General features: G+C 36.7%; 27 protein-coding genes. 4 read left to right on the forward strand and 23 right to left on the reverse strand.

The window, feature by feature from the left end; translation table 11 throughout:
* The first annotated feature begins 37 nt into the window (after positions 1–37).
* Entirely contained in the window at positions 38–739 is a 702-nt protein-coding gene (locus ACLBWW_RS02315) for an MgtC/SapB family protein (protein WP_048546354.1), read from the forward strand.
* Positions 740–780: 41 nt separating this feature from the next.
* On the opposite strand, the gene ACLBWW_RS02320 is transcribed toward ACLBWW_RS02315, so the two are convergent.
* Positions 781–2,019 (reverse strand): DNA polymerase IV, encoded by a 1,239-nt coding sequence (locus ACLBWW_RS02320; protein WP_048546356.1) that lies wholly within the window; start codon positions 2,017–2,019, stop codon positions 781–783.
* Positions 2,020–2,163: 144 nt separating this feature from the next.
* Here ACLBWW_RS02320 and ACLBWW_RS02325 point away from each other — a divergent pair, with 144 nt between their 5' ends.
* The gene (locus tag ACLBWW_RS02325; RefSeq protein ID WP_046957503.1) at positions 2,164–2,364 is read left to right on the forward strand and encodes a hypothetical protein; all 201 of its coding nucleotides are present in this window, start codon (positions 2,164–2,166) and stop codon (positions 2,362–2,364) included.
* Between the two features lie 44 nt (positions 2,365–2,408).
* On the opposite strand, the gene ACLBWW_RS02330 is transcribed toward ACLBWW_RS02325, so the two are convergent.
* Positions 2,409–3,527, reverse strand: coding sequence for a tripeptidase T (locus ACLBWW_RS02330; protein WP_048546358.1), 1,119 nt, complete (start codon positions 3,525–3,527; stop codon positions 2,409–2,411).
* Positions 3,528–3,654: 127 nt separating this feature from the next.
* Positions 3,655–4,200, reverse strand: a complete 546-nt coding sequence (locus ACLBWW_RS02335; protein WP_002008488.1) for a GNAT family N-acetyltransferase — start codon at positions 4,198–4,200, stop codon at positions 3,655–3,657.
* 190 nt (positions 4,201–4,390) lie between these two features.
* Between ACLBWW_RS02335 and prli42 the strand changes: the two genes are divergently transcribed.
* On the forward strand, positions 4,391–4,483 hold the full coding sequence (prli42, locus tag ACLBWW_RS02340) for a stressosome-associated protein Prli42 (protein WP_000549038.1): 93 nt from the start codon (positions 4,391–4,393) through the stop codon (positions 4,481–4,483).
* Positions 4,484–4,560: 77 nt separating this feature from the next.
* On the opposite strand, the gene ACLBWW_RS02345 is transcribed toward prli42, so the two are convergent.
* The 19 genes from ACLBWW_RS02345 to ACLBWW_RS02435 all read right to left on the reverse strand — a co-directional run bounded on the left by ACLBWW_RS02345 (position 4,561) and on the right by ACLBWW_RS02435 (position 23,248).
* The gene (locus ACLBWW_RS02345; RefSeq protein ID WP_000281162.1) at positions 4,561–4,800 is read right to left on the reverse strand and encodes a DUF3894 domain-containing protein; all 240 of its coding nucleotides are present in this window, start codon (positions 4,798–4,800) and stop codon (positions 4,561–4,563) included.
* Positions 4,801–4,945: 145 nt separating this feature from the next.
* Positions 4,946–5,491: a L,D-transpeptidase gene (locus ACLBWW_RS02350; protein ID WP_107134759.1), complete on the reverse strand. Its 546-nt coding sequence runs from the start codon at positions 5,489–5,491 to the stop codon at positions 4,946–4,948.
* A gap of 16 nt (positions 5,492–5,507) precedes the next feature.
* On the reverse strand, positions 5,508–6,476 hold the full coding sequence (locus ACLBWW_RS02355; protein ID WP_048546360.1) for an aromatic acid exporter family protein: 969 nt from the start codon (positions 6,474–6,476) through the stop codon (positions 5,508–5,510).
* Between the two features lie 100 nt (positions 6,477–6,576).
* Positions 6,577–7,299, reverse strand: a complete 723-nt coding sequence (locus tag ACLBWW_RS02360) for an amino acid ABC transporter ATP-binding protein (protein WP_048546362.1) — start codon at positions 7,297–7,299, stop codon at positions 6,577–6,579.
* Positions 7,292–7,951: an amino acid ABC transporter permease gene (locus ACLBWW_RS02365; protein WP_048546366.1), complete on the reverse strand. Its 660-nt coding sequence runs from the start codon at positions 7,949–7,951 to the stop codon at positions 7,292–7,294. Before ACLBWW_RS02365 ends, ACLBWW_RS02360 begins: the two co-directional genes overlap by 8 nt.
* Positions 7,952–7,987: 36 nt before the next feature.
* On the reverse strand, positions 7,988–8,767 hold the full coding sequence (locus tag ACLBWW_RS02370) for a transporter substrate-binding domain-containing protein (protein WP_000735475.1): 780 nt from the start codon (positions 8,765–8,767) through the stop codon (positions 7,988–7,990).
* Positions 8,768–9,019: 252 nt separating this feature from the next.
* Positions 9,020–9,433 carry a BrxA/BrxB family bacilliredoxin gene (locus ACLBWW_RS02375; protein ID WP_001998211.1) on the reverse strand — a complete coding sequence of 138 codons (414 nt, stop codon included), beginning with the start codon at positions 9,431–9,433 and terminating at the stop codon, positions 9,020–9,022.
* A gap of 142 nt (positions 9,434–9,575) precedes the next feature.
* Positions 9,576–9,983 carry a YjdF family protein gene (locus tag ACLBWW_RS02380; RefSeq protein WP_048546368.1) on the reverse strand — a complete coding sequence of 136 codons (408 nt, stop codon included), beginning with the start codon at positions 9,981–9,983 and terminating at the stop codon, positions 9,576–9,578.
* Between the two features lie 121 nt (positions 9,984–10,104).
* On the reverse strand, positions 10,105–10,569 hold the full coding sequence (locus ACLBWW_RS02385; protein ID WP_048546369.1) for an NUDIX hydrolase: 465 nt from the start codon (positions 10,567–10,569) through the stop codon (positions 10,105–10,107).
* A gap of 70 nt (positions 10,570–10,639) precedes the next feature.
* Positions 10,640–11,344: a DUF421 domain-containing protein gene (locus tag ACLBWW_RS02390; protein ID WP_048546371.1), complete on the reverse strand. Its 705-nt coding sequence runs from the start codon at positions 11,342–11,344 to the stop codon at positions 10,640–10,642.
* A 107-nt stretch (positions 11,345–11,451) separates the two neighbouring features.
* Positions 11,452–12,630 carry an FtsW/RodA/SpoVE family cell cycle protein gene (locus ACLBWW_RS02395; protein ID WP_000831201.1) on the reverse strand — a complete coding sequence of 393 codons (1,179 nt, stop codon included), beginning with the start codon at positions 12,628–12,630 and terminating at the stop codon, positions 11,452–11,454.
* Between the two features lie 340 nt (positions 12,631–12,970).
* A complete protein-coding gene (locus ACLBWW_RS02400; protein ID WP_048546373.1) occupies positions 12,971–14,287 on the reverse strand; it encodes a dihydrolipoamide acetyltransferase family protein in 1,317 nt (438 codons plus the stop codon).
* A 15-nt stretch (positions 14,288–14,302) separates the two neighbouring features.
* Entirely contained in the window at positions 14,303–15,286 is a 984-nt protein-coding gene (gene bfmBAB, locus ACLBWW_RS02405; RefSeq protein WP_000290073.1) for a 3-methyl-2-oxobutanoate dehydrogenase subunit beta, read from the reverse strand.
* 13 nt (positions 15,287–15,299) lie between these two features.
* A complete protein-coding gene (bfmBAA, locus tag ACLBWW_RS02410) occupies positions 15,300–16,301 on the reverse strand; it encodes a 3-methyl-2-oxobutanoate dehydrogenase subunit alpha (protein ID WP_000852549.1) in 1,002 nt (333 codons plus the stop codon).
* A 27-nt stretch (positions 16,302–16,328) separates the two neighbouring features.
* Entirely contained in the window at positions 16,329–17,750 is a 1,422-nt protein-coding gene (gene lpdA / locus ACLBWW_RS02415; protein WP_000090438.1) for a dihydrolipoyl dehydrogenase, read from the reverse strand.
* 4 nt (positions 17,751–17,754) lie between these two features.
* Entirely contained in the window at positions 17,755–18,858 is a 1,104-nt protein-coding gene (gene buk / locus ACLBWW_RS02420; protein ID WP_000056197.1) for a butyrate kinase, read from the reverse strand.
* Between the two features lie 87 nt (positions 18,859–18,945).
* On the reverse strand, positions 18,946–20,046 hold the full coding sequence (locus tag ACLBWW_RS02425; RefSeq protein ID WP_000171359.1) for a leucine dehydrogenase: 1,101 nt from the start codon (positions 20,044–20,046) through the stop codon (positions 18,946–18,948).
* A 34-nt stretch (positions 20,047–20,080) separates the two neighbouring features.
* The gene (gene yqiS / locus ACLBWW_RS02430; protein WP_088048131.1) at positions 20,081–20,980 is read right to left on the reverse strand and encodes a phosphate butyryltransferase; all 900 of its coding nucleotides are present in this window, start codon (positions 20,978–20,980) and stop codon (positions 20,081–20,083) included.
* A 195-nt stretch (positions 20,981–21,175) separates the two neighbouring features.
* A complete protein-coding gene (locus ACLBWW_RS02435; protein WP_048546377.1) occupies positions 21,176–23,248 on the reverse strand; it encodes a sigma-54 interaction domain-containing protein in 2,073 nt (690 codons plus the stop codon).
* A gap of 136 nt (positions 23,249–23,384) precedes the next feature.
* On the opposite strand from ACLBWW_RS02435, the gene ACLBWW_RS02440 reads away from it, so the two are divergent.
* Complete coding sequence (locus ACLBWW_RS02440) at positions 23,385–23,618, forward strand: DUF2627 domain-containing protein (RefSeq protein WP_001190198.1); 234 nt, start codon at positions 23,385–23,387, stop codon at positions 23,616–23,618.
* A 48-nt stretch (positions 23,619–23,666) separates the two neighbouring features.
* Here the strand turns inward: ACLBWW_RS02440 and ACLBWW_RS02445 are convergent, their stop codons facing one another.
* Complete coding sequence (locus tag ACLBWW_RS02445) at positions 23,667–24,395, reverse strand: glycerophosphodiester phosphodiesterase (RefSeq protein ID WP_048546379.1); 729 nt, start codon at positions 24,393–24,395, stop codon at positions 23,667–23,669.
* Between the last annotated feature and the right edge of the window lie 24 nt (positions 24,396–24,419).

A 24,419-nucleotide genomic window follows, 5' to 3' on the forward strand; every position in this document is an offset into this window, starting at 1 on the left:
AATATAACATGGACTTATATGTATGGAGGTGACCATGATGGTATGGTATGACATTGTATTAAGATTATTTATCGCAATTATTGTAGGTGCTTGCATCGGAATGGAACGGCAATGGAGACACAGGATGGCTGGATTACGGACAAATGCTCTCGTATCACTTGGTGCCTGTATATTTGTTTTATTATCCGTCATGCTTGATCACGATGCTAGCCCCTCACGTATTGCTGCTCAAGTCGTTAGCGGGATTGGTTTTTTAGGAGGCGGCGTTATAATCCGCGATGGTTTTAGTATTAGAGGGCTTAATACAGCAGCTACTCTATGGTGCGCAGCTGCTGTTGGTACTCTTACAGGTGCTGGTTTCCTCGTTGCAGCTATATTAGGTGCAGCCGGCGTTTTACTAGCAAATATACTACTTCGCCCAATCGCTCTCTTTATGAATCAGAAATCAAAAGAAGAATCACCTGAACAAACGAATTACTTACTTTCTCTTACTTGTTCAGAGGAACATGAATCCCATATTCGTTTTTTACTTATGCACATGGTAAGTTCTGAAGGCATCGGTTTAAAAGAATTGTATAGCGAAGACGTAGATTCTAATCAAAAAGTGTGTATACAAGCTACATTACATTGCAGTACAAATGCAGCAGTCCTAATTGAAAAAGTAGTAGGTAGAATGCTATTAGAATCTGAAGTTACTGCAGCTGGTTGGAAAACTTCATTAGATTTAGAGGTAAGTTAAAAATGAAAGGTGTCATGATATTTACAGCTTCATGAAACCTTCTACATAAACTTATTTTCTAACTTTTGCTGAAAAGACTTTTCTTGCTTACGTAATAATTGACTACCTCGTTGTAAAATCGGCATTCCATACTTATCATTAATTTGATCGATGACAGCAAGTAGCGGCTCTTCTTTCGCATCTTCTTCAAATGAAAACAAATCTAATTGTTTCACCGATTCTGTCTTCCACTCTATTTCAGTAGCTGTAACACCTAGTAAACGAACGGAATCACCGTCCCAATGTTGCTTCCATAAACGAGATGCTGCCTGAAAAATATCTCGTTCTTCCCAAATCGCATTTTTCAATTGCTTACTCCGCGTTACTGTCCGCCTATCATGATATTTAATCATAATTTGAATATTATAGCTGACAAGCGTTCGCTTTTGTAATCTTTTACTCACTGATTTTGATAGCCGTTCTAACATATCAAGTAATTCTTTCTCTTCATCCATATCCTTTGAAAAAGTCATCGAATTACCGACACTTTTATGTTGTCCCATTTGACTCGGATCAACTTCCCTATCATCCATACCTTTTGCCCGCTGTTGTAAATCAACGCCATGCTTTCCAATTTTAGCGCGAATGATATGTTCGTTTCCTTTTGCTAACTGCTCAATTGTTTGTATATGAATATCATTTAATTTTTCAGCTGTTTTTTCTCCAATTCCATGCATTGCTTCAACTGGAAGTGGCCAAATCATTTCTGGAATATCTCGTTTTCGAAGCACCGTAATACCGAGAGGCTTTTTCATATCAGAAGCTGTTTTTGCTAGGAAAAGGTTAGGAGCAATTCCGATGCTACACGGAAGCTGTAACTCTGTTAATAACGCCTGCTGAATCATCTTTGCTATTTCAAGAGGTGAACCGAGTGCGTAGCAATCTGTAATATCTAAATACCCCTCATCTATAGAGACTGGTTGTATTTTTTCCGTAAAACGGGAAAGAATTTGAAACATTTGAAATGAAGCTTCACGATATAATGTAAAATTAGGACGCATTACAACTAATTGCGGGCATAACCTTTTTGCTTCCCAAAGAGGCATCGTTGTACGTATTCCATAGTCTCTTGCCTCATAACTACATGTTATAATAATTCCTTTTCTTTCTTTTTCATTTCCAGCAACTGCTAACGGCTTCCCTTGTAATGATGGGTCATGAGCAATTTCAACAGATGCGAAAAAACAATTCATATCTACATGCAAAATAACACGACCATTTTTCGGATACATTTCTCGCACAGTACTCACTCCCTAATCAGAACGTTCGTTCTTTCATTATATCAAATTTTGCATAATAGTTATAATAATTGCTTGTTCTTTTCCTTTCATACATTTGATATAATTTACATAAAATGTATAAAATCACAAAAAGGGGTGATTATGATGAAATCAACTAATAAACTCAACTATACGTTCCTTGTGATTATATTAATCATAGCCATTAATTATTTACTGCTTCCTATTTTTAATATTAATACGTTTGGGTTCTTCCCTCGCCTAGTACATATAGCAACAACTTATATATTGCCATGGATTTTCTTATATTGGCTGATCCGCCTTGTAAAAGCAATCGAATCCAAATAAAAAGCGTGTAAATCAATTGTGATTTACACGCTTTTTCTATTCCATTACTTCGCTACTTCTTCAATAATTGCTATAACTAATTCTGCTGTTTTCGCTAATTCTTCAACAGGAATCTTTTCGTTTGTTGTATGAATTTCTTCATAACCAACCGCTAAGTTAACTGTTGGAATACCGTGTCCTGCAATTACGTTTGCATCACTTCCGCCACCACTTTGGTGAAGAGAAGGTGTACGACCAATGTTTTCAGCTGCACGTTTTGCAACTTCTACAACGTGATCGCCCTCAGCAAATTTAAATCCTGGGTACATAACGTTTACTTCAACGTCTGCATGACCACCCATTTCTTTTGCAGTTGTTTCAAATGCTTCTTTCATTTTTGCAACTTGTGCTTCCATTTTTTCATTGATTAAAGAACGCGCTTCTGCAAAGATTTGTACATGATCGCAAACGATATTTGTTTGTGTACCACCTTCAAAACGTCCAATATTTGCAGTTGTTTCAGAATCAATACGACCAAGTGGCATCTTCGCAATTGCTTTCGCTGCGATAGTAATTGCAGATACACCTTTTTCTGGTGCTACACCAGCATGAGCTGTTTTCCCACGAATAATTGCATTCACTTTCGCTTGTGTTGGAGCTGCAACAACGATTTCACCAACTTTTCCATCGCTATCTAATGCGTAACCGTATTTCGCTGTAATGCGCTCACGATCTAATGCTTTTGCACCAACAAGACCAGATTCTTCTCCAACTGTAATAATAAATTCAATTTTACCATGAGGGATGTTTTTCTCTTTTAAAACACGAATTGCTTCGAACATTGATGCTAATCCAGCTTTATCATCCGCACCTAAAATCGTAGTACCATCTGATACGATATATCCATCTTTAATAGAAGGCTTAATTCCATTACCAGGAACTACTGTATCCATATGAGAAGTAAAGTAAATTGTATCAACACCATCTTTTGTTGCTGGTAAAGTACAAATTAAATTACCTGCACCATGCCCAGTAACAGCCATTGTGTCATCTTCAAATACTTCTACACCTAAATCTGTAAACTTCTTTGTTAATACTTTACAAATTTCTGCTTCAAATTTCGTTTCAGAATCTACTTGTACTAATTCCATAAATTCATTTACTAAACGTTCTTGATTAATCATAAGACTGCGCCTCCTGCACTACCATTATGTATGTAACACTATTAATTATAACAGAATTTCGCAAAAGTTTCGAAATACAAGACAAAAAACAGACGGTTTATATGTCTAGATAACCATCTGCTTTCTATTACTCATTTAACAATACCCAGCGCATATGATCTTCCCATACTCCATTAACCATTAACATTTTCCTAGACACGCCCTCATATTGAAAGCCTATCTTCGTCACTACTTGTATAGATGCTAAATTTCGTGGCATAATCGGTGCTTCTATACGATGTAACTGAAATTCTTCAAAAGCAACTTGAATCGCTTTTCTAAGCGCTTCTGTCGTATAACCTTTGTTTAACTCTGCCTTATCTAATTTATAGCCGAGTACACAAGATTGATAAATTCCGCGAACAATTAAATTAAATGAAATACATCCAATTATTTTCGTATCATCACCCTTTTTAAAAATCCAAAGCCTGATGATTTTACCTTCTGCAAACTCTTTTCTATCCTTTTGTAACTTTTTCTTCTGATAATCTAACGTAAAAAAATCATCCGGTCTATACTCTTCCCAAGCTTTTAAAAATTCACGATTTCTGTCGTAATATTGAAGAACTTTTTCAGCATACGACTCATCAATTTCCCTTAAATGTAAACGATTTGTTTCATATATTTTCATCATCGTATCTCCATTCTTCAGCTTGCATAACAAAAAACTTATACTCTATCATTAATTATATATTCTCTACATACATACAAATTTCCTGTTATACTTTACACGCACTTCTCGAATTTTGTCACTTCTCTCCCCTTGTCCACAATATCATTTCTCGTTACAATGATATTGTACTGATTTGCAAGGAGGTTTAACGATGCATAAAAAAGCTCAAAAAGTTATGATTTATGTAATGCTAATTTCTATGCTTGTAACAACATTACTTGCTGGCGCAAGTATGTTTTGGTAAAAAGGACGATGTGTTCGTCCTTTTTTTACTTTTTACACATAACACAATAAAATAAACCATCTCGATATCGAGATGGTTTATTTTATATAAAGCACAATCGCTACAATACTAAAGGAGAATGACATTACAAGTGCTGTTATAAAACTTGTATATTGTTTCTGCTGAAATGCTCCAATAACAAAAGTAAGATTGAGTAATGCCATACATACAATTGCTACAAGATAAGAACATATATTAAAAGTTGCCAATATGAATGTAATAACAAATAGAAATCCCATAAAAAATTGCATATACGAAATTTTTGGATTCAAGTACATATGAGCAACCCCTTTATCTAATTTTTATCCTGATCGGTGAGGGCTGATAATCCGCAGGTAAAAAACATCCCACTGATTAAAGTTTCACTTTATCTTTCTATACTCTCATTAACTCATGGTTATGTACACATGTCAAGACAACTTATTACAATAGAAAAAGCCAACCTTTGTTGGCTTTTTCATATGCAATGGCTCCTTTTTCTTTTGCCAATTGCTGAAATGATTTTTTCGACTTCACAATCCATACTTTCGTTCCAATTGGAATGCGATCAAATAAATACTCCACATCGTTTTTCTTCATTCGTATACATCCTTGTGAAATATACTTTCCAATTGAACTAGGTTGGTTTGTTCCATGTATTCCATATTTACTTCCATCAGTTCCTCTTGCATTAAATCCAATCCACCTTGACCCAAGTGGATTTTTCGGTGACCCACCTGGAATATCCTTCGCAATATAATACGGATCCTTCGCTTTCATTACAACATCAAAAGTTCCCTCTGGAGTTAATTCATTTGTTTTCCCTGTCGCGACTGGAAAAACCTTTTGAATCTTCCCATCGTCAATATAAGCTAGTTTATTCGTCGCTTTATTTACAATAATGAAAGGATCTCCGGCACGTGGATTATCACCAAGAGGCCAAATAGGCGATAAAGAAAGACATAATATGAAAGAGAGAAGATACGGCATAGATAATTCCTACCTTCTATATAAGTTCTTTTATATTATCCTTTCCCTTAAAGCGACTTTTAATGAGTAAATATTGTTCCATTTCGTATACAAGTTGAACAAGTTTCGCACGTATCTCAAATTCTTCACGTGTAACGGGCAATGGCATATCTCTAAATAATTCTCTCATTTCTTGAAGCTGTCTTAAAGAAATAACCCCGGTACTCTGAGGGCTAATAGCATTACTAATGTTTTCAACCACATCCGCAATCATGTCAGCTTGTTCATATGTCCACGATAAAGAAGCTGCTAACGGAATCATTCGCTCTAAAATTTCGAATTGTTGCATACGCATATTAAAATAACGATAGTAATAGTCATCTTCTCGCATAAATGCATTCTCAAGTTTCTTAAACGATAAATCTCTAGCTTCATTTAGCATATTTTCAGTTTCAATAAGTTCTGCCCCGCTCCAGCTACTTTCTCTGTTTCGTAAATACACGACCATTTCAAACAAAATTGTTTTAAAGTTACTTTCTATTGTATCCTGATACTCTTTTAGCTTATTTTCACTACTTGGCATATACATATTCACTAATAAAGCCACGCTAATTCCTATCGTTAATATCGCAATTTCATTCCCAACAACAAGCCATGTAATTTGTTTCAATGAATATAGATGCATCACAATAACTGAACTCGTGACAATACCTTCTTGAATTTTGAGCATAACTGCAGTCGGAATAAATGTAAGTAATAATATACTAATTGCAAGTGGTGTATATCCAATTGTTTCAAAAATACAAAACGCGAATACCATTGATAATACACAAGCTAAAAAACGATGTAGCGATACTTGAAGTGATTTACGTTTCGTATTTTGTACACATAATATAACTAAAATGCCCGCTGAACTATAAAATTCTAATCCTAATAACTGCGCAATAAAAACGGCTGCGCCTGTCCCTATTGCTGTTTTTACTGTACGGTATCCAATTTTGAACATATCATTGCTCCTATATGTATAAACGTATTTACAGCTAGTATAAAAAAAGGATGACACAATGTCATCCTTTTCTACTTATTATTCACGTAACTTTTACAGATTACAATATTTTTTGTAAAAATTGTTGCGCACGTTCACTTTTCGGTGCTGCAAAAAATTCTGCTGGCACACTATCTTCTACAAGCTTTCCACCATCTAAAAAGAGAACACGATCTGCTACTTCTTTTGCAAATCCCATTTCATGTGTAACAATCGCCATTGTCATTCCTGTCGTAACTAATGATTTCATAACTTCTAACACTTCTTTTACCATCTCTGGATCTAGTGCTGATGTTGGTTCATCAAATAACATAACTTCTGGTTCCATCGCTAACGCTCTCGCAATTGCTACACGTTGCTTTTGTCCTCCCGAAAGACGATTCGGATACGTATCTTTTTTATCTAATAAACCGACCTTTTCTAAAAGTTTCTCGGCTTTCTTGTCAGCTTCTTGTTTCGTTGCTCCTTTTACATTGATAGGAGCATACGTAATATTTTCTAATACAGTCATATGAGGAAATAGGTGAAAATGCTGAAATACCATTCCAACATTTTCACGAACGTGCATAATATTCGTTTTCGGATTCGTTACTTCTTCCGTTCCAATCCAAATGTGACCATTTGTAGGTGCTTCTAGCACATTCATACAACGTAAAAATGTTGATTTCCCTGATCCAGACGGTCCAATAATTGCTACTACTTCCCCTTTTTCAATCGTTGTTGTAATCCCTTTTAATACTTCATTTTTTCCAAATGATTTATGAAGGTTTTCAATTTTAATCACTTTTCTTCATTCTCCCTTCAATTGCCTTCCCGACTAATGTAAGAATAATGACTAGCATATAATAAATGAGTCCAACAAAAAGTAATGGTTCAAGATATTTAAACGTCTCACCGCCTACAATGTAAGCACGGCGCATTAAATCGGTCGCTCCTATTACTGTTACTACAGCCGATTCTTTCGTAAGTGTCGCAAACTCGTTTACAAGTGCCGGTAATATATTTTTTAAAGCTTGAGGAAAAATGATATTTCGCATCATTTTTCCGTATGGAATTCCTAATGCCATCGCCGCTTCTGTTTGTCCTTTATCAACCGCTTGAATGCCGGCACGGATTACTTCTGACATGTATGCACCTGAATTCAAACTAAATGCTAGTACAGCCGCCAAGAATGCTGGTATTTCATAACCAATTATTTGCGGGACACCGAAATAAATAATCATTAATTGCAATACAAGTGGTGTACCACGGAAAATTGATGTATAAAAATCTGCCGCTATATTTAATGCTCGTATTCTAGCAATTTTGCAAAGCGCTAATAACGTTCCTAAAATAAACCCAACTAACGCTGATACTGCTACAATTTTTAAAGTAACTTCTAGCCCTTTTAGTATATATGGTATCGAAGGCGTAATCGCCGAAAAATCTAAGTTCATTCTTTTCATTCCCCTCACAGAAAAGTGAAAGGCAGCTTATTTTTCGCTGCCAAACCATTTCTTCACTAATTTATCCATTTCTCCATTTTCTTGCATTTTTTTAATTACTTTATTAAATTCTGCTGTTTTATCACTATTTTTCGGAAGGGCAATTGCTGCTCCTACTTCTTCTGGTGCTTCTTTAATTTCAATTCCTTGTAATTCTTTCATTTTTTCTAAATAATTTTTAGCAACTGTGTCTTCTATAATTGCAGCGTCAAAACGACCAGCTTTAATTTCTTGTACGATTTCTGGTATACGGTCACGTCCCTCAACTTTGAAATCTACTTGTTTTTTAAATTCTGCTGCTTTCTCTTCTTGGATAGATCCTGTTTGTACCCCTACTTTTTTCCCTTTTAAATCCTCTACAGATTGAATATTAGAATCCTTTTTAGAAACGACCATGTTTTTCGCAACAAAATATATATCTGTGAAATCAACATTATTTTTACGCTCTGCCGTTGGCGTCATACCTGCCATTACGAAATCAACTTTTCCTGAGCTAAGGGATGCTAATAAACCACCAAAATCCATATCTTTCACTTTCACTTCATAACCAAGTTCTTTTCCGATATATTTAGCAACATCAACATCAAAGCCGATAATTTCATCACTTTTTGAAGCTTCTACGTATTCATATGGTTTATAATCTGCTGAAGTCCCCATAACCAGTACTTTCTTATTTTTTCCAGTAGCCTTTTCTTCCCCATTACTACAAGCACTGAACATACTTACAATTAAAATAAGTGCAAACGATATTGATAATAACTTCTTCATCTTTCTTCCCCCTAATAATGTATATTTAAAAGTTTAATAGAATATTTATTCGATGTTTGTATTGTATCAGCACTTTAATTTTTATGCAATATATAAAATAAAAATAAATAAAATTTCAATACAAACAACGTTTGTTATGTATAAAATATTGCATAAAACAACATAACTATGCATATCCCATAAATTTTAATACTAAATAAAAAAAGGCGGTACATCCACTTCATTGTGGACGTACCGCCTTTTCGCTTATATTTATAGTTCTTCACAATTCTCTTCGAAATAAGATTGTAGTTTTGCAATAACTTGCATTGGTTCATGACCTTCAATTTCATGACGTTCTACCATCGTTACAATTTTTCCATCTTTTAATAAAGCAAATGATGGAGAAGAAGGTGGATACCCTTCGAAATATTCACGAGCTCTTGCTGTTGCTTCTTTATCTTGCCCTGCAAACACCGTTACAAGGTGGTTAGGACGTTTATCATAATGTACAGAATGCGCAGCAGCAGGACGAGCAATGCCACCTGCACAACCACATACAGAGTTTACCATTACAAGTGTTGTTCCATTTCTTTTAAACGCTTCATCTACTGCTTCTGGCGTCGTCAATTCTGTATATCCAGCAGAAACAATCTCTTCACGTGCTTGGCGGACAACATCATTCATAAAAAAGTTAAAATTAATCAATCTTTTCCCTCCTCTAAAACTACCTATTTGTATCTTACCAGTTAATGTTTATGAAATACAAGTAAGTTTACTTGTATTTGGGTATAGAAAAGGTGTTAGAGCCCTGCTCTAACACCTTTTCTTAATGACCACGATGTTTTTGCTTTGCTTTTTGTACTTTAATTAAACGTCTTCTTTGTTTTTCAGCCTCTCGCTTCTCCTTAGATTGCACTTTCTTTTCTTGTTTATGCAGTTCATAAGATAAGCTAATTGCCTCTTGCGCCTTAGTAAAGCGGTTTACATTTACTTCTTTTACTGCTTGTCGTATGATCCGCTTTATATTTTTGGGACGCTGTTTTTCTTTCACTTCCACGCCACATTTTGCAAAGTGCTGAAAATACGCTAACATTGAACCGTTCACAAATATAAGCACTTCTTCGTCTGAAGGTTCCGTTCCAAAGATATACCTCGCTCCATACAACTTCCCTTTTTCTTTACATGTAATGATTCCAACAAAAAATTGACCATCGTGATATACTGTCAAATCCACTGACAGCCCCTCCTTAAAAAAATTAGAAATACGGGACATCCCGGAGGGGAAGGTTACTGACATGAAATCATGCGTCTGGACTACCAACCAGAACTGTGTTTTTGTATTTCTTTCACTATTATTATATCTTTTTTTCCATAATCTTCATATATTCACCAATCATTTTTTTATGCGATCCTACAATATAATCAGGTAGTTCTGTTAGTGGGAAGAATGTAAGCTGAACCGCTTCTTCTTTATTCATAACAAACTCCCCTTCATATTCATCCGTATAATAGGCTGTCGTTACGGATTGAAATTCATCACCATTTGCTAGTTTTGTAAAATAATTCGCTCCCGAAAATACATTAATTAATCGCAAGTTCTTCACTTCTATTCCTGTCTCTTCATATACTTCACGGCAAGCTGTTTCTTCTGGTGATTCGCCAAGCTCCATTAATCCGCCAGGCAATCCCCATTTTCCGTAAGGCTCTGTTCTTTGCTGTAATAAAACATCCCCATTTTCATTTATAACGAGTACAACAGCACCAACTAAAATTAAAGGGCGATGACCAACTATTTTTCGTAATTCTTCTACATATCCCATCGTATCGCCTCCTTTTTCGTTGTCCACACTATTGTATCATATGTATGAAACGACAAAATGCGTATATTTTTCATTTTTTTAACAAAATATTTATTTTATGTGCTTCATCTACTGTAGCTAACATAATGGATTCAACTTCTGCGTTTTTCTCTAGAAATTCTCTCGCCCATTCTTCTGTTTTCCCTAATAAAGCAAGAACATCTTTCTGAATGCTCCCATCCTTTACTAATACAAATGAAACTGGAGATTTTTTTCCCGCCACTTTCAGATCAAGCCGCGAAACCGCTTCATATTCTGGATACTGAAATATAGAAACGACACCGTTCGCTTCCCATAATGCTAATTTAATCTTTTGAATATCACTCACATTTCGCATACGAAGTTCCGAAAATAAATATTCCACCGTAATTCTCGCTTTTTTCAAATTGCTAAAATCAATGGAACCATTGTGTATAAGAATAATAGGTGCTGGCTCTAAAAAGCGTCTCCATCTATCCCATTTCAACATTAAGACTGAGCTTATAATGTGAAGTACAACGAGTATGAACGTTGTAATCATTGATCCGAGTAATCCTACTTTTTCATCAGATAATGCGTTAGAAATATTTCCACCAAGCAATAATACTAATACGACATCTAAAAAACGAAGTTGCGCGATGGATCTTTGCCCCATCGCTTTCGCAACTAATATTAAAAATATGTATGCTATAATAGCCCGAATAACCCATTCACTATTGGAAAGATGCCGTGCCCCTTCAAAAATATGCATATGCATCACTTTGCACTCCTTACCCGTCTCAAACTGCTACTTTGTTTTAGTTTGCAACGTTTAAGAGCATATATGTAAAAAAGCTGATTCGTTTTTAAACGAATCAGCTTTTCTTACTTGACGGAAAACATATACTTTTTATACGTTTTTCGTACGGATAATATGAGACCCATCATAATCATATTAGAGAACAAGGAACTCCCCCCATATGATAAGAACGGTAATGCAATCCCTTTTACAGGCATTAATCCAACGATCATACCGATATTTTGGAATATTTGAACCGTTAATATTCCGATTGATCCAGCACATAATAATGTACCGAATAAATTATCAGCAGAATAACCGATAATAATTGTTCGATATAGTAGTAATAGGAACAAGAATACAACTAACGCTGCTACGATAAATCCACCTTCTTCGGCAATTGTAGCAAAAATAAAGTCAGTATGCTTCTCAGGGATATAGACGTTCCCTTCGCCAAATCCTTTCCCTTCCATACCGCCACTACCTACAGCTAAGATCGATTGCTGTGTTTGATAACCTTGATCTGTATGTTCAAATGGATCTAACCAACCTAAAATACGTGATTGTTGGTGAGGTTTTAGTAACGTAACTAACTTATTAAAGAAGAAATCCTCATACCTTACGTAAATAAATATTAACGCCGATAGTATGGTGACTGGAATAACTGTACATAACGCTATCAATTTCTTCTGAATACCTGACATAAATAAAATACATGCAATTGCAGCAGCATATAAGAACACCATCCCTGTATCTGGTTGGCTATATACAACAGCCATAGGCGGAAGGGATACAAGCACAATTTTACCTACTAATTGTAAATCCGTTTGGAATGTCCTTGCCATATACTGTGCATTATGTTTCACTGCTATACTTGCTACTACGAGAAGCAATGAAATTTTGAAAAACTCAGATGGTTGAATTTGTCCAACTAACGGAAATACAAACCATCTTTTTGCACCTAATTTTTCAGGTGTGAAAGTGGAAACCGGTAGTATTTTCAAAAGAATAAGTGAACCAAATCCGACGATATAAAGTGGCCAAGACAATTTTTGTAATTGATCTAAGTCGATGCTTGCAACAAGCAATAACAATACAACTCCAATTATGTAGTTCAAACCCTGTTTCATCGCAAAGTTTGCCTCTCCATATTGGCCAGTTTGCTGACTGCTATATATAGCAGCTATACTCGTAACACATAATGCTAACAAAATTAATATTAATTTTACATCTAAACTTTTTAGAAACTCGGTACTTCTTTTCATGACATCCTCCTGAAACATTGTTACAGCAAAATAAAAAACCAGGAGTCAACATTCTTCATGTTTTGACGACTGATTACACATTATCTATAAAACACTTATATAGAATAACTCTCTTTTTCATACAATACAATATATTATACTACAGTTTCGTCAGTAAGATTTGCCAAAAAAATTATTCTTTTCTTATTTTATATCCATATACCATATATCAGCAATGTATTTTCATAAATTCCTAATACATAATCGTTCATTGTAAGATTACTGGGGAAGATATTATACATATAGTAGAATGTAAATGAAGAAATAAGATGATAAAAAGCTCGCATAAGCGAGCTTTTTATTAATATACAGATGTATTATTTTCTGACGTATTTTCTAAAATTTCTTTTACACGTCCTAAGAACTTACCACAAATTAAGCCATCTAGTACACGGTGATCAAGTGATAAACATAAGTTAACCATGTCGCGAGCACCGAACATACCATTATCCATAATTACTGGGCGTTTTACAATTGATTCAACTTGCAAAATAGCCGCTTGTGGATAATTAATAATACCCATAGATTGAACAGAACCAAATGATCCTGTGTTATTAATTGTAAATGTTCCACCTTGCATTTCGTCCGCTTTTAACGATTTCGTACGTACTTTTCCTGCAAGCTCTGTAATTTCACGAGCGATACCTTTAATCGTCTTCTCATCCGCGTGTTTAATTACTGGTACAAATAGTTCGTCCTCTGTTGCAACAGCGATAGAAAGGTTAATATCTTTCTTCTGAACGATCTTATCGCCAGCCCACATTGAATTGATTTGAGGATACTCTTTTAACGCCTGCGCTACTGCTTTTACGAAGAAAGCAAAGAACGTTAAATTAAAGCCTTCGCGCTTTTTGAAATCACCTTTAATTGAATTACGGTATGACACAAGGTTTGTCACATCTACTTCAATCATCATCCAAGCATGTGGCGCTTCGTGTTTACTACGTAACATGTTCGCTGCAATTGCTTTACGCACACCTGTTACTGGAATTTCGATATCGCCAGGCATTGTTGGTACAGAAACTGGTTTTGCAGCTTCTACTTTTTGTGCTACTGGCGCTGCTTTTGGTGCTTCTGGACGCACTTCTACTACTGCTGCTACCGCTTCCTCTTTCTTCGCACCTGCTTGCGGAATATTTCCAGATTCCACTAGATTTAAAATATCTTTACGAGTGATACGGCCATTTGCTCCCGTACCTTCTACTAAATCTAAATCAACATTATGCTCACCTGCAAGTTTTAAAACAGCTGGTGAAAAACGTGGTTTTCCATCAGTTGGTTGTTTTGCTTTCGGTGCTTTTTCAGGCGTAGCTACTTCTGCCTTTGGTTCTTCTTTTGTTTTTTCCTCAACAGCTGTCGCTGCTACTTCATCTGCGCCTTCTACTTGAATAACACAAACTACTTCACCTACAGCTAACGTCTCACCTTCACCAGCGATTAATTCTTTCACAATACCAGTGAAAGAAGATGGTACTTCAGCATTTACTTTATCAGTCATTACTTCTGCAAGCGGATCATACTTATTTACGTGATCGCCAACATTAACGAGCCATTTACTAATTGTACCCTCTGTAACGCTCTCTCCGAGCTGAGGCATTGTGATGTTTTCTACAGCCATGTATAGTCCCCCCGATTAAAATTCCGCAAGTTCACGCATTGCTTTTTCAACTTTATCTGGATTTACCATAAAGAATTTTTCCATTGTTGGTGCATATGGCATTGCTGGAACGTCTGGACCTGCAAGACGTGCGATTGGCGCATCTAAATCAAACAGACAGTTTTCAGCAATAATTGCTGCCACTTCACTTATAATACTTCCTTCTTTATTGTCTTCTGTTACAAGAAGAACTTTACCTGTTTTAGAAGCTGCTTCAATGATTGCTTCTTTATCTAATGGATATACAGTACGTAAATCAAGGACATGTGCAGAGATGCCATCTTGCGCTAACTTCTCAGCTGCTTGAAGAGCAAAGTGAACACATAATCCGTACGTGATAACAGTAATATCGTCACCTTCGCGTTTTACATCTGCTTTTCCAATTGGTAATACGTAATCATCCTCTGGCACTTCACCTTTAATTAAGCGATATGCACGCTTATGCTCAAAGAATAATACTGGATCTTCATCACGAATTGCTGCTTTTAATAAACCTTTTGCATCATATGGTGTAGAAGGAATAACAATTTTCAAACCTGGTTGGTTCGCAAACATCGCTTCCACAGATTGCGAATGATACAATGCACCGTGAACACCGCCGCCAAATGGCGCACGAATTGTAACTGGACAAGTCCAATCGTTATTAGAACGATAACGAATTTTTGCTGCCTCAGAAACAATTTGGTTTACTGCTGGCATGATGAAATCGGCAAACTGCATTTCAGCGATTGGACGCATACCATACATTGCCGCACCAATTGCTACCCCAGCAATTGCAGATTCTGCAAGCGGTGCATCAAGCGCACGATCTTCACCAAATTGATCATATAATCCGTGTGTCGCTTTAAATACGCCACCTTTTTTACCAACATCTTCACCTAAAACAAATACTTTCTCATCGCGTTCCATTTCTTCGCGCATTGCTAATGTAATAGCATCAATATAAGACATTACAGCCATGAAACGTTCCCCCCTATTCTGCGTATACGTGCTTCAATGCATCTTCAGGTGCTGCATACGGAGCATTTTCTGCATATTCTGTTGCTTCATTTACGATATGCATAATTTCGTCTAACATTTGTTTTTCAAATTCCTCAGTTAACACGCCAGCTTCTTTCAAATAAGCTGCAAATGTTATAATTGAATCTTTTTTCTTTGCTTCTTCTACTTCTTCTTTATCACGATAAACACGATCATCGTCGTCACTAGAATGTGCTGTTAAACGATATGATACTGTTTCAATTAAAGTTGGGCCTTCACCACGACGACCGCGGTCTGCTGCCTCTTTTACAGCTTTATATACTGCAAGCGGATCGTTTCCGTCTATTGTATATCCAGGCATACCGTAACCAATTGCACGGTCTGATACGTTTTTACATGCTAATTGTTTTTCAACTGGAATAGAGATTGCGTATTTATTATTTTCACACATGAAAATAACAGGTAGTTTGTGTACACCAGCAAAGTTTGCCCCTTCATGGAAGTCACCTTGGTTTGAAGAACCTTCTCCAAATGTAACAAACGTTACTAAATCTTTCTTTTCCATTTTTCCAGCTAATGCAATACCAACTGCATGTGGTACTTGCGTTGTTACTGGAGATGATCCTGTCACAATACGATTTTTCTTTTGACCGAAGTGACCAGGCATTTGACGACCACCAGAGTTTGGATCTCCAGCTTTCGCGAAAGCAGACAACATAAGCTCTTTAGCTGTCATACCGAACGCTAGTACAACACCCATATCACGGTAGTATGGTAATGCATAATCTTTCTCTCTATCAAGAGCGAATGCTGCTCCGACTTGTGCAGCCTCTTGTCCTTGACAAGAAATTACGAATGGAATTTTACCCGCACGGTTTAATAACCACATACGTTCGTCGATTTTACGTGCAAGTAACATCGTACGGAACATTTCTAATACTTGCTCATCACTTAAGCCAAGCTCTTCATGGCGCTTTTCTTTTACTTCTGCCATTTTTCATAACCTCCTAAATCCACATTTTTATGCGTGTAACGCTTTTCCATCTACAGCTAATGCTGCTTCACCAATCGCCTCAGATAATGATGGATGCGGATGAATTGTATGTGCTACTTCCCACGGTGTTGCATCAAGTACTCTTGCAAGACCAGCTTCAGAAATCATATCTGTTACATGTGGTCCAATCATATGAACACCAAGAATGTCATTTGTTTCTTCATCAACTACAAGTTTTACGAAACCATCTGATTCGCCGTATACAAGTGCTTTTCCGATTGCACGGAATGAGAACTTACCTACTTTTAACTTATAGCCTTTTTCTTTCGCTTCTTGTTCTGTTAAACCGACAGAAGCAACTTCTGGACTGCTATATACGCATTTTGATACCATAGAGTAATCAATTGGTGTAACTTCTTTACCAGCAATATGTTCTACTGCAACAATTCCTTCATGAGAAGCAACGTGAGCAAGTTGTAAGCCGCCGATTACATCTCCGATTGCGTAAATATGAGATTCTTTCGTTTGATAAAACTCATTTGTTTGAATGTATCCTTTTTCCACAACGATATCCGTATTCTCTAAACCAATATTTTGCGTATTGGCTTGTCTTCCTACAGATACAAGCATTTTTTCTGCTTTAAATTCTTTATTCTCACCGTTATGTTCAGCTTGAATTGTTACTCCGTTATCTTTTACCAATGTTTCTGGTAATACTTTTGCACCAGTTACCACTTTAATACCTTTTTTCTTGAATAGACGTTGCATTTCTTTTGAAACGTCCTGATCTTCTAGTGGTAATATCGTTTTCGCATACTCTAATACTGTAACTTCTACACCGAAGTCAGCAAGCATAGATGCCCACTCAATACCGATTACACCGCCACCAACGATAATAATTGAGCTAGGAAGCGTTTCCATTTTTAGAGCATGATCAGAAGACATTACATACTCTCCGTCTAATTCTAAACCTGGTAATGAATTCGGACGAGAACCTGTTGCAACAAGTACATTTTTTGGAATTAACATTTCATTCTCTTCTCCACTTGCAAGTTCAACTGAAATTGTCCCTGGCATTGGAGAGAAAATAGATGGGCCAAGAATACGGCCGATACCTTCAAACACATCAATTTTACCTTGTTTCATTAAGTGTTGAACACCTTTATGAAGTTGCGTTACAATCTTCTCTTTGCGCTCTTGCACTTTCGCAAAGTTTAGTTCTACATTACTTGCAATAACTCCGAACTCTTCGCTTTTTTTAGCAGTTGCGTATACTTCCGCACTACGTAAAAGAGCTTTACTAGGAATACATCCTTTGTGCAAACAAGTACCACCAAGATTTTCTTTTTCAACAAGTGCAGTTTTTAAACCTAGTTGTGATGCTCGAATAGCAGCAACATATCCACCAGTACCGCCGCCAACGATGACTAAATCATATTCTCTTGCCATTATCTCAACCCCTAGCTACTGTTTGTTTTTCTCGTACAACATACTCTTTCGGCGCTTCTTCTTCACGTAATACACGAAGTGCTCCTTCTGCTAATGCTTGTAATTCATCTTCCCCTGGATGTACGATAACATCTGCAATCCAGTCAACACGTTCTTTTATTTCATCAACAAGAATTTTACTGTACGCAAGTCCACCAGTTAAAACGATTGCATCAATTTTCCCGTGAAGTACAGCGCTAGCTCCGCCAATCTCTTTTGCAACTTGATATGCCATTGCTTTATAAATAAGAGTTGCTTCTGGATCACCTTTTTCAACCATTTGTTCCACTTTGATCGCATCATTTGTACCGATTAGGCTTACAAGTCCACCTTGTCCAACAAGTTTTTTAACCATTTCGTCACGGTAATACTCACCAGAGAAACACATCTCCACTAATTGCCCTACCGGTACTGTACCCGCACGCTCTGGACTAAATGGGCCTTCTCCGTTTAAGCCGTTATTCACATCAATAACTTTTCCTTTTTTATGAGCACCAACTGTAATACCGCCACCCATATGTGTAACTAATAAATTTAAATCCTCGTATTTGTGATTTAATTCTTCAGCCACTTTACGAGCAACCGCTTTTTGGTTTAATGCATGGAAAATACTTTTACGTTCCATACCAGCAATACCGCTTATACGAGCAACCGGCTCCATTTCATCTACAACGACAGGATCTACTATGAATGCCGGAATATTTAATCCAGAAGCGATTTCATATGCTAAAATGCCTCCAAGGTTTGAAGCATGATGACCGCTAAACCCATTTTTCAAATCTTCTAACATCGAATCGTTTACTGTGTATGTTCCGCCTTCGATTGGACGAAGTAATCCCCCACGCCCACAAACTGCGTTTAACTTTGAAATGTTAATACCGTGAGAATGTAGAACTTCTAAAATCGTTTCTTTGCGAAACTCATATTGATCGATAATTCTTTTATATTTTCCAATTTGTTCTTCGTCATGACGAATAGTTTCTTCTAAAACGGGCCTTTCATTATCAAAAACACCAATTTTTGTGGATGTACTACCCGGATTAATAACAAGAATTCGATTTAAAGACACTGTTGCTACCTCCACTAATAAATTCAAAAGGAGGTGGAAACCTCATAAGAGGTAACCACACCTTTTGTAAAAGTAATATATGAATGATTAGCGACGGCTAATAATGTCGTGACCGTTGCGTAAGTATGTGCTACGAGAGTTTTTCAAGCTTGCAATGCGCTCTTCAGCTAAACGATCTGCTGCTACATAAGTTGCAATGCCATCGCGTTTTGAAATTTCGATTACTTTTGCAATTGTGTCATAAATAGACTCAACACGTTTTAGTGCACGTTCTCTATTGTATCCATATAATTCGTCTGCTACGTTAATTACACCACCAGCATTAATAACATAGTCTGGTGCGTATACAATACCCATTTCATGAATCATGTCGCCGTGACGATTTTCTTTTAATTGGTTATTTGCAGAGCCTGCGATTACTTTTGCTTTAAGTTGTGGAATAGTTTCGTCATTAACTGTTGCGCCTAATGCACATGGTGCGTAAATATCACATTCAACACCGTAAATTTCATTTGGCTCAACTGCTGATGCACCGAATTCTTCTACCGCGCGTTGTACAGCTTCTTTATTAATATCTGTAACGATTAATTTTGCTCCTTCAGCATGTAAATGTTTGCATAGGTGGTACGCTACGTTACCAACACCTTGAACAGCAATTACTTTTCCTTCTAAATTATCAGTACCGAAAGCCTCTTTCGCAGCTGCTTTCATACCACGATAAACACCGTATGCAGTTACTGGAGATGGGTTACCAGAAGAACCGAATGATGGTGAAATACCTGTTACAAAATCAGTTTCTTCGTGAATAATATCCATATCATCTACTGTTGTACCAACATCTTCAGCTGTAATGTAACGTCCGTTTAATCCTTGAATGTATCGTCCTAATGCACGGAACATCGCTTCGCTCTTATCTTTACGTGGATCACCGATAATTACTGTTTTCGCACCACCTAAGTTTAAGCCAGCTGCTGCGTTTTTGTATGTCATCCCTTTTGCAAGACGCAATGCATCTTCAATCGCCGCTTCTTCAGAATCATATGTCCACATTCTTGTTCCACCAAGAGCTGGTCCAAGTGTTGTATCATGAATTGCGATGATTGCTTTTAAACCAGATTCTTTATCTTGACAAAATACTACTTGCTCATAATCATATTTTTCTAAGTATTCGAAGATTTCTAATGTCATTGTCGTTTCCCCCTAGTGTTTTACCCTGTTTGGTTTATTTTGAAGCAGTCGTAACTGCCAATGCTAATGAATATACTTTTGTTTCTGCTGAATCAGCACGAGATGTTAAAACAATCGGTGCTTTTGCGCCAGCAATCATAGCTCCTACTTTTGCATCCGCAAAGTATACGAGTGATTTGTATAGCACATTTCCAGCTTCAATCGTTGGGACGAGTAAAATGTCTGCTTTACCTGCTACATCACTTACTATGCCTTTATGTTCTGCTGCAATTTGTGATACTGCATTATCTAAAGCAAGTGGTCCATCAACGACACAATTTTTAATTTGTCCGCGGCGATTCATTTGAGTTAACATCGCTGCATCAATTGTCGCTTGCATCGCAGGATTCACAACCTCTACCGCTGCAATTGGTGCTACCTTTGGCAAATCTATTCCTATTGCCTGGGCAACTTCTACAGTATTCTGTATAATAGCAGCTTTTTGTGTTACATCAGGTGCAATGTTCATCGCTGCATCTGTAACAAAGATAAGACGATCGTAATTTGGAACTTCAAATGCTGCAACGTGTGAAAGTACGCTACCTTTACGAAGTCCCCACTCTTTATTTAATACAGCTTTCAAAATATTTGCTGTCGGGATGTTTCCCTTCATAAGCACATCTGCTTCGCCATTTCTTACAGCTTTAACAGAAAGTTCTGCAGCCTCAGCACTTGACGCTGCTGCAATCACTTCAATGTGTTCTGAAGTTTGTAAACCATGTTCTTGTAGCATCCCCATTATTTTTTCTTGATTTCCATATAGACGAAATTGAGCTAGCTGTAATTTAATTGCTTTCGCTACAGCTTCAATTACTTCATGATCTTCAGCTACTGCTACAGCCACAGTTTTTTTAGGCTGTCCTGCTGCTTGATCAATTAAGTGTTCTAACTTCATATTTTGTAATCAACCCTTTCCGTCGTCCCTCGTCTATTTATAAAGCAAATACCGTGCCAACTTTCAAAAGTGGTCTTACCAATAATGAAAACGCATTCAAAATGCAGTAAAATCAATACTTTGGAAAATAACAAAACATTCTGTCTTATTTTGTCGCTTTTTGTATACCATGCAATAAATTGCACGGTACGCAATTTATTGCATGCTATTTTTTGCACACTCATACTTTTCTAGCTTGTAATATAAATTTCGAACCGAAATTCCTAATGCTCTTGCAGTTTTTGTTTTATTTCCATCAAACCTCTCTAAACATTCATGAATGATATGCCCTTCAAACTCTGTCACTAATTGTTCAAGTGGCTTTTCTTCTAATTCAGGTAATAAGTTATTTTGTTTTACCTCAGTCTGCTCCTCTGTATGTAAAGGTGGTAAATGGTGGACATCAATATATATTTCGTTATAATTCATAAAGATAATAGCTCGTCCTAAAATGTTTTCAAGCTCCCTCACATTTCCTGGCCATTCATATGATTGTAAATATGAAATAGCCGAATCAGTGAGCCCCTCTACATTCCGACCATAATCTTGGTTAATTTTTTGAATCAATCTGTCTGCAATTGCCGGTATATCTCCTTTTCGCTGACGAAGAGACGGAATTTGAATTGGAATTTTATTTAATCGATAATATAAATCTTCTCTAAACTCTCCTTCTAGAATGCCCTTTTCTAAATTCACATGTGTCGCTGCAATTACCCGGACATTTATAGGTATCGCTTTCGTTCCACCAACTTTTACAATTTCTTTTTCTTGCAACACGCGAAGGAGTTTCGCTTGCGTATTTGCAGACAATTCTCCTATTTCATCTAAAAAGATACTACCGTTATTCGCTTCCTCAAAAAAACCTCGTTTTCCGCCTCTTTTTGCTCCTGAAAATGCACCTTCCTCATAACCGAATAATTCACTTTCTAATAAAGTCTCGGAAATAGCAGCACAGTTTACCCGGACGAATTTATTATATTTTCGATTACTTCCATTATGAATTGCATGTGCAAACAATTCTTTACCCGTTCCAGATTCTCCGCGTAGTAATACTGTTGCCGGTGTATTCGCTCCAAGTTTCGCTTGTTCAATAGCGGCCGTTGTTTCATCTGAATTTCCGACAATGTCATCAAATGAATATTTCGCTTCTAACGTTCGAATAATTTGCCTTGCTCTATTCAATTCATTTGTTAACTTTTGAATTTCTGATACGTCACGAATTACACCAACGCTTCCTTTCAATATCCCATCCACTATAACTGGCGCTACGTTTACAATTACATCACGCTTCTTTTGTCCAATCTTCATATGTATTCCGCGTACCGCCCTACGCGTTCGAAGTACTTTCATATGCATACTTTCACCTTCTACAATATCAGTTGTAGCCGGTTTCCCAATAATGTCCTCTTCTGTTAAACCTGTTAATTTCGTATACGCAGGGTTAATTACTAATCCTCTTCCCTTTTCATCCACGACCGAAATTGCTTCCTCAGACGAGTTGATAATCGCCTCAAGTAACGTTTGAATCTCCTTTAAATCTGTAACTTCTTCCGCAAGATCTACAACCTCTGTTATATCTTTAAAAATCGCAAATGCTCCTTGTACCTCTCCTCCCTCTTTTAATATTGGAATACGGGTTGTAATAATTTTCTTTTCATTCTCTAATGTCAGTTCATAATTTACTTCTATTTGTTTCGTACGTATAATACGAAGCAACTTACTAGTCGGAATAACTTCTAAAATATATTTCCCTACCGCATCTTCTTTTTTATATCCGATAATACGCTCTGCACTTTTATTAAATAGGCGTACTTGTCCCTCTCGATCAATCACAATCATACCGTCATGCGTAGAATTTAAAATTAAATCCCCTTGCTGCGTCTGTTCTTCTAATTTTCCAATTAAACTTTCCTTCTCATGTGCTAATCTCGTAACAATTTTCGCAATATCACCTGGTATAAGAAGAGTATCTTTATGCTTTTTCTTTATTAAATCTTTATGTAAATCATCGTCACCCGTCATATCAAACATTACATCAATATGCATAGAAAGAAACGGCGTTACACTCTCTCCAATTGTAACCCCATATTCCTTAGCCATTTGTAATCCCTTTGCTATCGGATTTATATCAATAATCCCTATAATTTGAAATATATTTGAACTTTGTAACAGATTCAGCAGTGTACTACCACCTTCACCTGCACCAACAATTAAAACTTTTTGTTTCATATATTACACTTCCTCTCGAAGTATCTCTGCAAAATTTTTCACACCCTTATCTTACTCGTTCAGCCCCCTCTTGACAAACCCCCTTTTCATATAACATCATTAAAATAAACAAAATAATCTGAAAAGGAGCGTTTATATGCAGCGTTACCTTGCTCTATCATTAGCACTCATCCCTATTTCATTAGCTGTGTTTGGCATTAAGTTAATGAGAGATACTGTATTCGGGATTCTATTTCCTCCACTCTCTATACTATGGTTACAATTTTTAATCGGCGCTCTCTGCTTCGGGCTCGGGTTTTATATCTTCGGAGGCTTCGTCTTACACCGAGACCGTAAACGAAATAAAGTACAAGCTCGCTTTAGAAGGTAGGAAAGCCCCACTATTTATAAATAAAAAATGAGACCGTTACACGCGGTCTCATTTTTTTATTGGCAATAACATTCTTGCTGTTTCGGGGTAATCAGTAATAATTGCCGAAATATTCATATCAAAATATTTACGCATAAGCGTTTCTTCATTTATTGTATAGGGCCGAACCTCTACACCACTTTCCATCGTTAATTCAGCAACAGCATCTTGAAGATAACGATAATTAGGGTGCACTGCTGTAGCGCCCATTTTTTTCGCATACGCCCACGGACTATGCAAACCTTCACGATATAAAATCGCTGTTTGAATATCAGGAGCCATCATATGACACCTTTTCATACTGTAGTGATTAAATGAAGAAAATATAACACGATCTTCTAGATTACATTTCCGTACAAGCGTTATAACTTCTTCCTCTAAACCTCTGTATGGAATTTTATTATTTTTCAGTTCAATATTAAGTAGCAACTCTGTTTTATCAATCCATTCTAATACCTCTTCTAAAAGAGGTATTTTACAAAAGCCTACTTTATCACCGAATTTATAGCTCGCATCTAATTTACATAAATCCTCATATAAATAATTACGAACCGCACCTTTTCCATTTGTTGTCCGGTCCACTGTTTCATCATGAATGACGACAACTTTTCCATCTTTCGTTAATTGAACATCAAGCTCAATTCCATCTGCTCTAAAAGATTCAGCTGCTTCAAATGAAATCATTGTATTTTCTGGGTACGTTCCCGCTGCACCACGATGTGCAAATATAAGAGTCATCCTCACTCCCCCAATCTTATGCTA

The sequence above is a fragment of the Bacillus sp. M5A3_1b genome, from assembly GCF_053345335.1.

What these genes read in the sequence shown, in the direction of transcription:
- ACLBWW_RS02315 (WP_048546354.1), top strand. Translation starts at nt 38, where the DNA reads ATGGTATGGTATGACATTGTATTAAGATTATTTATCGCAATTATTGTA.
- ACLBWW_RS02325 (WP_046957503.1), top strand. Translation starts at nt 2,164, where the DNA reads ATGAAATCAACTAATAAACTCAACTATACGTTCCTTGTGATTATATTA.
- ACLBWW_RS02330 (WP_048546358.1), bottom strand. Translation starts at nt 3,527, where the DNA reads ATGATTAATCAAGAACGTTTAGTAAATGAATTTATGGAATTAGTACAA.
- ACLBWW_RS02335 (WP_002008488.1), bottom strand. Translation starts at nt 4,200, where the DNA reads ATGATGAAAATATATGAAACAAATCGTTTACATTTAAGGGAAATTGAT.
- prli42 (WP_000549038.1), top strand. Translation starts at nt 4,391, where the DNA reads ATGCATAAAAAAGCTCAAAAAGTTATGATTTATGTAATGCTAATTTCT.
- ACLBWW_RS02345 (WP_000281162.1), bottom strand. Translation starts at nt 4,800, where the DNA reads ATGTACTTGAATCCAAAAATTTCGTATATGCAATTTTTTATGGGATTT.
- ACLBWW_RS02350 (WP_107134759.1), bottom strand. Translation starts at nt 5,491, where the DNA reads ATGCCGTATCTTCTCTCTTTCATATTATGTCTTTCTTTATCGCCTATT.
- ACLBWW_RS02355 (WP_048546360.1), bottom strand. Translation starts at nt 6,476, where the DNA reads ATGTTCAAAATTGGATACCGTACAGTAAAAACAGCAATAGGGACAGGC.
- ACLBWW_RS02365 (WP_048546366.1), bottom strand. Translation starts at nt 7,951, where the DNA reads ATGAACTTAGATTTTTCGGCGATTACGCCTTCGATACCATATATACTA.
- ACLBWW_RS02370 (WP_000735475.1), bottom strand. Translation starts at nt 8,767, where the DNA reads ATGAAGAAGTTATTATCAATATCGTTTGCACTTATTTTAATTGTAAGT.
- ACLBWW_RS02375 (WP_001998211.1), bottom strand. Translation starts at nt 9,433, where the DNA reads ATGAATGATGTTGTCCGCCAAGCACGTGAAGAGATTGTTTCTGCTGGA.
- ACLBWW_RS02385 (WP_048546369.1), bottom strand. Translation starts at nt 10,569, where the DNA reads ATGGGATATGTAGAAGAATTACGAAAAATAGTTGGTCATCGCCCTTTA.
- ACLBWW_RS02390 (WP_048546371.1), bottom strand. Translation starts at nt 11,344, where the DNA reads ATGCATATGCATATTTTTGAAGGGGCACGGCATCTTTCCAATAGTGAA.
- ACLBWW_RS02395 (WP_000831201.1), bottom strand. Translation starts at nt 12,630, where the DNA reads ATGAAAAGAAGTACCGAGTTTCTAAAAAGTTTAGATGTAAAATTAATA.
- ACLBWW_RS02400 (WP_048546373.1), bottom strand. Translation starts at nt 14,287, where the DNA reads ATGGCTGTAGAAAACATCACAATGCCTCAGCTCGGAGAGAGCGTTACA.
- bfmBAB (WP_000290073.1), bottom strand. Translation starts at nt 15,286, where the DNA reads ATGGCTGTAATGTCTTATATTGATGCTATTACATTAGCAATGCGCGAA.
- bfmBAA (WP_000852549.1), bottom strand. Translation starts at nt 16,301, where the DNA reads ATGGCAGAAGTAAAAGAAAAGCGCCATGAAGAGCTTGGCTTAAGTGAT.
- lpdA (WP_000090438.1), bottom strand. Translation starts at nt 17,750, where the DNA reads ATGGCAAGAGAATATGATTTAGTCATCGTTGGCGGCGGTACTGGTGGA.
- ACLBWW_RS02425 (WP_000171359.1), bottom strand. Translation starts at nt 20,046, where the DNA reads ATGACATTAGAAATCTTCGAATACTTAGAAAAATATGATTATGAGCAA.
- yqiS (WP_088048131.1), bottom strand. Translation starts at nt 20,980, where the DNA reads ATGAAGTTAGAACACTTAATTGATCAAGCAGCAGGACAGCCTAAAAAA.
- ACLBWW_RS02435 (WP_048546377.1), bottom strand. Translation starts at nt 23,248, where the DNA reads ATGAAACAAAAAGTTTTAATTGTTGGTGCAGGTGAAGGTGGTAGTACA.
- ACLBWW_RS02440 (WP_001190198.1), top strand. Translation starts at nt 23,385, where the DNA reads ATGCAGCGTTACCTTGCTCTATCATTAGCACTCATCCCTATTTCATTA.
- ACLBWW_RS02445 (WP_048546379.1), bottom strand. Translation starts at nt 24,395, where the DNA reads ATGACTCTTATATTTGCACATCGTGGTGCAGCGGGAACGTACCCAGAA.